The organism is Bradyrhizobium sp. STM 3809 (assembly GCF_000239795.1).
Lineage (GTDB): Bacteria > Pseudomonadota > Alphaproteobacteria > Rhizobiales > Xanthobacteraceae > Bradyrhizobium.
Genome location: NZ_CAFJ01000437.1, coordinates 1 through 7825, shown reverse-complemented (window position 1 = coordinate 7825; position 7825 = coordinate 1). Strand labels below are relative to the sequence as shown.

General features: G+C 64.7%; 8 protein-coding genes. 3 read left to right on the top strand and 5 right to left on the bottom strand.

The annotated features are described in order from the left end of the window. The 4 genes from BRAS3809_RS20625 to BRAS3809_RS20610 form a co-directional block, all read right to left on the bottom strand. Window positions 1-341, bottom strand: a 341-nt coding sequence (locus tag BRAS3809_RS20625; RefSeq protein WP_240535729.1) for a DUF4142 domain-containing protein, incomplete at its 3' end; no start/stop codon positions are given. A 197-nt stretch (window positions 342-538) separates the two neighbouring features. Next, entirely contained in the window at window positions 539-2272 is a 1734-nt protein-coding gene (locus BRAS3809_RS20620; protein WP_008963976.1) for a methyl-accepting chemotaxis protein, read from the bottom strand. A gap of 149 nt (window positions 2273-2421) precedes the next feature. Continuing rightward, on the bottom strand, window positions 2422-4095 hold the full coding sequence (locus BRAS3809_RS20615; protein WP_008963975.1) for an FAD-dependent oxidoreductase: 1674 nt from the start codon (window positions 4093-4095) through the stop codon (window positions 2422-2424). Window positions 4096-4156: 61 nt separating this feature from the next. Beyond that, window positions 4157-4651 (bottom strand): MarR family winged helix-turn-helix transcriptional regulator, encoded by a 495-nt coding sequence (locus BRAS3809_RS20610; protein WP_008963974.1) that lies wholly within the window; start codon window positions 4649-4651, stop codon window positions 4157-4159. Between the two features lie 89 nt (window positions 4652-4740). Here BRAS3809_RS20610 and BRAS3809_RS35035 point away from each other — a divergent pair, with 89 nt between their 5' ends. After that, window positions 4741-5403, top strand: a complete 663-nt coding sequence (locus BRAS3809_RS35035) for a LysR substrate-binding domain-containing protein (protein ID WP_240535728.1) — start codon at window positions 4741-4743, stop codon at window positions 5401-5403. On the opposite strand, the gene BRAS3809_RS20605 is transcribed toward BRAS3809_RS35035, so the two are convergent. Beyond that, complete coding sequence (locus BRAS3809_RS20605) at window positions 5400-5900, bottom strand: hypothetical protein (protein ID WP_035657273.1); 501 nt, start codon at window positions 5898-5900, stop codon at window positions 5400-5402. The two genes, BRAS3809_RS35035 and BRAS3809_RS20605, sit on opposite strands and share 4 nt — an antisense overlap. 257 nt (window positions 5901-6157) lie before the next feature. Here BRAS3809_RS20605 and BRAS3809_RS20600 point away from each other — a divergent pair, with 257 nt between their 5' ends. Together BRAS3809_RS20600 and BRAS3809_RS20595 are read left to right on the top strand one after the other, a co-directional pair. Next, window positions 6158-7423: an NHLP bacteriocin system secretion protein gene (locus BRAS3809_RS20600; protein ID WP_008963972.1), complete on the top strand. Its 1266-nt coding sequence runs from the start codon at window positions 6158-6160 to the stop codon at window positions 7421-7423. A gap of 40 nt (window positions 7424-7463) precedes the next feature. Continuing rightward, window positions 7464-7825 (top strand): cysteine peptidase family C39 domain-containing protein (locus BRAS3809_RS20595; RefSeq protein ID WP_240535727.1); only part of this gene is annotated, 362 nt, incomplete at its 3' end.

Here is a 7825-nt window from a genome sequence, read left to right as displayed (position 1 = left end):
CGATCGCCGGAGAGACCTTCGAGCTTGTTGTAGATGGCCAGCTGCTTCTTGCTAGGCTCCGACGGCACCTGCATCCCGTTCTGGCTCGCCAGTTGCTGCGCCTTCTGGAGATGCTCGCTATGGTCCTGCTGCAACGCCTGGCCGAACTGCTTGACCTGGTCGCTCTGCCCCTTCTGTTGCGCGAGCTTGCCCATGTTCACCTCGGACAGATCGCCTTCGATCGCCTCCGTCATGAAATGCTGGTCCTTGGCCGCCGACTGGCCCTTCGGCGCGGCGGCCGCACTGCCGGCCACGAGCAGCGTCAACGCGCATGCTGAGAGGACGGTGGGGATCATCGTCATTGGTTTGGCACCTGTTGTCTTGCTCGTCATCGTTCATCTCCGGGGTTCGAAACGATCGTCGCGACTGAAAGATTCGCCGCGTTCGATTGTTCCTATGCCCGTCGCGGACCCGCTCCGTTCGGTGCGCGGCCGCGCCGGGAGTTCCCACGAGATCGGTGATGCCCGCCGTCGATCCCGTCGGACAGCTTTGAGCGCGCTCAAGCCGTCCGCACACGGGCGAGAAAACCGACGACCTCCTGCTTCAGGCGCAGACCGTCGGCCGACAGCGACTGCGCCGCCGTCAGCACCTGCGACGACGCCGCGCCGGTATCGGTCGCGCCGGACTGGACCTCGACGATGCCCGATGACACCTGCGACGCGCCGACCGCGGCCTGTTGCACATTGCGGGAGATTTCCTTGGTCGCGTTGCCCTGCTCCTCGGCAGCGGCGGCAATGGCGCCGGTGATCTCCGACATGCCGGCAATCGTCGACATGATCTCCTTGATTGCGCCGACCGCCGTCGTGGCGGCGGACTGGATCTCTCCGATGTAGCCGGAAATGTCCTTGGTCGCCTCGGCGGTCTGCGCCGCGAGCTCCTTCACCTCCGAGGCGACGATCGCAAAGCCGCGTCCGGCGGAGCCGGCGCGCGCGGCCTCGATCGTGGCGTTGAGCGCCAGCAGATTGGTCTGCTGGGCGATCGCGGTGATCATGCCGACGATGCTGCCGACCTTGTCCGCGGCACCGGCGAGCTTGGCCATCGACTGGTCCGTGCTCGCCGCCTGCGCCACCGCGTTCTGGGCGACGCGCGAGGCGCCCTCGATCTGACGGCCGATCTCGGCCGCGGTCGCCGCCATCTCCTCGGTCGCGGCCGCGACCGACTGGACGCTGGCGGAAGCCTCCTCCGAGGCGGAGGCCACCGTCGTCGACAGCTCCCTCGTGGTCGACGCAGTGTTCGCGAGCGTGGACGCCGCCTGCTCCAGGCTGAGCGAGTTCGACGAGACACGATCGACGATGCCACCGATCGCGCTCTCGAACGCCGCGGTGAAGGCTTCGACGTCCTGCTTGCGCTGGGCGTCCGCACGCGCTTCCGCCGCGACCTGCTCGGCACGCAGGCGCTGCGTTTCCATCAGGCTGGTCTTGAACACCTGCGTCGCCCGCGCCATGTCGCCGACCTCGTCGCCGCGCTCGAGTCCGGTGATCGAAGCCTGCAGCTCGCCGCCTGCCAGCGCGGTCATGCTCTGCACCATCCGGCCGATCGGCCGCGACACCGCAAAGACGCTCATCAGGCCCGCCGCGCCCAGCACGAGAACCACGATGGCGCCCACGGTGACAGAGACCGTTTCGGATCGGGAGATGACCGCCCAGACCGCGCGCTTGTCCGCGGTCGCCTTCGCCGATGCGAAGCTCACGATGTGGTCGGACACATCGTCGATCGTCTTGGCAATCGGCAAGGTGACGTTGCGCGCCAGCTCGGCCGCCTCGACTTCGAGCGCCGCGTTATCCGCCGATCTGCCCGCCGCGTGGTCATCGGCGATCCTCCGCCGGATCGCGACGATGCGCCTCGCCTCGCCGGCATAGGCATCGATCGCCGTCTGCAGCGTCTGCACACGGCCCTTGTTCTCGGCCGACGCCGACCTGCGCGTCATCTCGGCGCAGAACGTGTCGGCTGCACGACGCCCGTCGGCAAGGCGCTGCTCCGCCGCGCCGATCTCAGCGTCCGACTTTGCGAGCCGAATGTCCCGCACGGCGAGCTGCATCTGCCTCGCCGCGGCCTTGGCGTCGATCGCCAGCCTGGCGATCTCCTGCTGGTCGAAGGCGAGGTTGAGATCGCGGTCGATGCTGGCGTTGCCCATGATCTGACTCGAGATCATGATCAGGACGAAAATCATTCCGCCGAGCGTGGCGGTTACGAGCTTGGTCGAAATTCGGAAGCGGTCGAGGAATCGGAGCATGACGGGACTGAGACTTGCGAGTTGCACTCAGCGCAGCCTCGCACCCGCAAGGTCCGAGATCGTTGTGTCAGCACAATCAATCGCGCGAGATTTCTAACGACACAATCAAAGCAATTAACGCGCTGTTCATGACTCCTCCGATCAGCGTCTCACGGCACGGTGCCCGCGTGCCCCAGCGCCCGCGCCAGAACGCGCGGGAACATGCCGGCCTGCGCGGCGCTGCCGCGCCAAGCCACGATCTGATCGGGACGAATGAGCGCGAGATCGGCTTCGTAGAGGTCGCGCAGGGCGCGCGGCAGCGTGAGGATCCGCATGTCGGCACCGAGCGACCCCGCGGCCTCCTGCAGACGCACGTCGTCGACATCGCTGCCTTCGCATCGGAGCAGCGTCCACTCGAAGCCGAAGCGGTCGTACAGCGATACGCCTGGACCGAGCCACGCATGCGGCGCACGTCCACCCGGGCAGGCGCTGGGAACATAGACGTCCGCGGCATCCGACGGCGGCCGGGTGCCGTCGGGGACGATGATCGGCGAGCCGTCATAGCGTCCGCCGAAGGTGATGCCGGGAATGTTGAACTCGGCCCGCGCATGCTGGTCGAGATAGGCGCCAGCGGCACGGCGCGCCTCCTCTCCCGTCGCGGTCGCATCCTCGATCTCGGGCACCGCCGCGAACAGCCCGAGCGAATCGGCGAAGCGGCGGGCGTAGTCGGTGTTGCGGAGCGCCACCGGGCGCCGCTCCGCCGCGTAGCTGTCGAGCAGCGCCACCGGGCTGATGCCCTTGATGACATGAGCGAGCTTCCAGCCGAGATTGACGGCGTCCTCGATCGCCGTGTTGTAGCCGAGCCCGCCGGTCGGCGTGAACAGATGCGCCGCGTCGCCGCCGAGAAACACCCGGCCGCGCTGCATGCTCTCGGCCACCAGCGCATGGCCCGCGGTCCAGGTCAGATGTGACAGCACCTCGCACGGGATGTCGCTGCCGCAGGCGCGCTGGAACGCTGCTTTCGCGTCGTCGGCCGTGATCGCGCTCTCGTCCTCTCCGGGCCGCAGCTGGGTATGAAAGGCGAACTCGTCGCGGCCGTTCACCGCGGCCATGAAGGCGCGGCGGTCGCGGTTGAAGCAGACATACATCCAGGCCTTGTCATGCGGGATGTGAGCGTAGAACTCCGGCGCGCGGAGATAGACCGCCAGCATGCGGCCGCCCATGAAATCACGCTGTACGCTAGTGGTGCCGGCATAGGAGATGCCGAGCGACTGGCGCACCCGGGACCGGGGACCGTCCGCACCGACCAGGACATCGGCCGCGATCTGGATGCGCGCACCGTCGCCGATCCGCTCGGCCTCGGCGGTGATGCCCGCGTCGTTGCTGACATAGCCGATCAAGCGATGGCCATAATGCAGCTGAATGCCCGCAAGCGCCCGGGCATGGCGGAGCAGGATCGCCTCGACGAATTTCTGCGACACCCGATGCGGCAGCTCTGCTGCGCTCCACGAGCCCGACATTCCCTTGATCAGTTCGGTCGCGCGCGCCGCCGACGGCAGCTGGAAGCGCGCCAGCTCGTGAGCCGTGTAACGCGTGAAATAGGCCACGTCGGTCGGATAGTCCGCCGGCAGGCCGGCACCGCGGATCTCGTCGGCAAAGCCGAGCCGGCGGTAGTGCTCCATCGTCCGCGCCTGGGTCGCGTTGGCCTGCGGATTGAAGGCCGTGCCCGGCTTCTCGTCGATCAGGATCGCGGATACGCCGCGGCGGCCCAGCTCGTTGGCGAGCATCAGCCCGCACGGCCCGCCGCCGACGATCAGGACCGACGTGGTCAGACGTTGGATCATCGCGCGCCTCCCGTTTCGCCGGGCATGCTACGGCGTCCCGCAAATTAGTCAAGCAACCTGACTATATCGACTCGCCCAGCGTGTCGAAGCGTGCGCCATAGGCCGCCAGTCCGTCCACGATCGCATCCATCGCGGCCTTGCCGAGCTCCTTGCGCATCTCGGCCTCGGCGACATCCACGGCGTCGCCAAACGCCTGCAGCCATCTCAGGCCCGCCGGCGTGAAGCGAACCAGGCGGGCGCGGCCGTCGTTCGGATCGGCCGCGCGCGTGACCAGGCCCAGCTCCGCACATTGATCGACCAGCTCGCCCATGGCCTGCTTGCTCATCGAGGCGCGCCGCGCGAGCTCCGTCAGCCGCGTGCCCTCGATGTCGAGGTTGCGGGTGAGGCTGACATGGGCGATCCGCGACTCCGGATGGCCGCTCGCCACCATCAGCTCGAGTACGCGCGACTCGAACCGTCGCACCGCGTTGTTGAGCAGCCGGCCGACATTGCCGCGACGCCACGCCGTTGCGGCTCGCGCCGCGGGCGGCGCCGTGCGGGGGGATTTCGCGGTCATTGTGGAAGCACCTCGTTCGATTGCGCCGCTGAGGGCGAACGCAGCGCATGCGAGGTGAAATCGGGAAAGCGTGAGTTGTCACGTGAGAAATGGTCGGAGCGGCAGGATTCGAACCAGCGCCCCCTGCGTCCCGAACGCACGGCAAATTGTCTAAGCTATTGATTTTTCTTGTATCGAGATCCGTATCATCCCGTTTTGTTCACGATGGTTTCGCCCATTTCGTGGCGAATTCGTTGCGGCGTTCCTGCGGGAAGCCGGATCATTTGGAAGCTCCTGCGGGAGCGGCCGGACATCGAGATCGACGTGAAGCTTCGCAACGAAATCCTCGCTCTCGCGGCCGAAGGGGTCGACATCGCGATCCGCTCTGGCCGGCTCGACCGCGCACCCGGCCATGTCGCCCGGCGGCTTGCACGTTCTCCTGGAAGGCTTGCGCCTCGCCTGCCTATTTGGACGCACGTGGCACGCCCGAAACTCCCAACGAGCTGACAGCGCATGACCACGTCGGCTTCCGCAATCCCGCAAGCGGCCCAATCCTGACCTGGCGCTGCGCCGACCCGCTCAGAAAAGATCTCGCTCGCGTCGCGCCGAAGCCCAAGCACATTTGCGACGATGCGTACGCATCGGCGGCTTTGATCGCGAACGGGTTTGGCATTGGGTGGGGACCAGCGTGGCGTGTCTCTGAAGGTCAGCTGGACAAGGCGGCGCTCCCACGCAAATTCGGCGGCCATCGGCAGGACTGGACAGTCGGCTAAAACCGTGACCCGATCGAATTCAGGACGCCTGTCGTCGCATCTATGAATTGTAGCGCCTGCTGGTTTTTTCCGAACGCCAACGGTAGTTTGCTGCACTGTTCAGGAAACTGCACAAGACGTTTGCGTTCCGCCGTCAGAATACTTGTCGATTTTTCTATCGCGAACTTCAACACTTCGCGCATGGGACTATTGTCGCCGAAGTCGGTGAGGTCCTTCTCGATCGTGATGAGATACTCGTAGCTGGAGAGCTCCTGCGATATCTGCAGGAGTTCTTGAATCGTCTGCTTGATGCAGTCGACATCCATGCTCGATACATCGGTGCGCTGAGAGGTCTGCATGAGATCCGTCATCAGCTTGGCAAATAAAGGCCTGAGATCCTCCACTTTCTGCAAGTCGCTCTGACTTAGGACACCGGCTTCCGCTCGGCCCATCACGCACACTGCGATGGCCGCAATGATGAGAAGCCGTTGACAAATTGACGCCCACGGTCCGGCCATCTGCCGCAGCCCTCCCCAGCCCGGGGCTCGCGTCCATATTGCACGCCCTGTCGAGCGATATGCCATGCCTGCGACCGACGTTTGCTTTGCATAAGAGCGACAATGCTAGCCGGTTACGGCTGTCTGCGAAAGATCATCGCGAGAACGGATAAATCCGACGCACGCCGTCGGTTGTGCCCTGAACGCGATGCTGTATTATCTGATATGATCCGAAATCAAACGCGTTTCACGACGAATGATTTCCGCGGGGATTGTCCGTGAGTGACGGAGCTGAGCGTATCTTTCGCGTCACCGCGCTGCAGCGCGCGGCCTCCCCGGAGCAGTTGGACCATCTCGTCTCCATCACCCGACCGCTCGACTGGATACTGACTCTGGTCGTCTGCCTTGCACTAACAGCGGGACTTGCATGGGGCATTCTGGGACGGGTGCCCACCCGGGTATCCGGTCAGGGTATCCTGGTCGGGGGCGGCCGCGTCGCTGACGCTGTCTCGGCAGCCGCCGGCCGCCTCGCCGCAATTGGCGTCACCGTCGGCGACCATGTCGAGCGTGGCCAGACCATCGCCGAGATCGCACAGACAGACATCGAAAAACGATATGAGAACTCCAAGGAGGTGGTTGCAGAGAGGCAGCGCCAATACGACGAACTCGCCGCGCGCACCAATGCCGAGTTGGCTGCCAAGGCCGAGAATTTCGCCAAGCTCGAGGCCGCCTTCGGCAAGGTGATTCAAGCGACCGAGCAGCGGATCCAGCTCCTCGCGACCGATGTCAAGAATCTGGAGGATCTGCTATCCAAGGGCTATACGACCCGAAAGAATTACGAAGACCGCCGGCTCGAACTCACCGACGCCCAGCAGCGCCGCGACGATACCCAGAACGAAATCCTCAAGCTGCGTCTGCAGAAGACGGACCTCGAGACGCAGCGAGGGCGTGAATTGCAACAGTCTCAGTTCGAGTTGAACAATGCTCGGCGGCAGATGAACGAGCTTTCGAATTCGCTCGGCACCAACTCTTTGATTGTCAGCCCGATCAGCGGCCGCGTGATCGAGATAAAGATATCGACCGGCTCGGTACTGGCGGCCGGTACGCCGGTGATCCTGATCGAGGACGACGGCGTTCGGCTCGAGGCGCTGATCTACCTCCCGGCCAATCAGGGCAAGACCGTCAAGCCCGGCATGCAGGTTCATCTCGCCCCCAATACCATCAAGCGCGAAGAATACGGCACCATGCTGGGAACGGTCTCTGCCGTGTCGGACTTCCCGGTCACGCCTCAGGGCATGGCCGCCGTCCTCCACAATGACAGTCTTGTCAGCCAGTTCACGCATGACGGTCCTCCCTATGGAGTAACGGTCGAACTGCAACGCGAGCCGGCAAACAGCAGTGGCTATCGCTGGACGGTCGGAAAGGGGCCGGACACGACCTTGACCAGCGGCACGCTCGCATCGGCTGAGATCACGACCCGGAACCAGCGACCGCTCGACCTCGTGCTTCCCCTCATCAAGAAATTCACGGGGACAGATGGATAGACCGAATCGCCCGCGATCCGAGACGATCCTGACGCGCCGCATGCGTGGCTGGCTGCATCGGGCCGGTGTCAGGCGGACGCCGACTATCTTTCAAATGGAAGCCGTCGAATGCGGTGCCGCGGCGCTCGCGATGGTGCTGGCCCATCATGGCATCTGGATCCCACTCGAACGGCTTCGCATCGAATGCGGCGTGTCTCGCGACGGCAGCAAGGCGAGCAACATTCTCAAAGCGGCACGCCGCTTCGGCTTCAGAGCGCAGGGCTTTCGCCAGGAGCCGTCCAGCCTTCGGCACACTCCGATGCCGTGCATCATTCATTGGAATTTCAATCATTTTGTCGTTCTGGAGGGTTTCCGCCGTGATCGAGCCCACATCAACGACCCCGCCTTCGGACATCGCCAGAT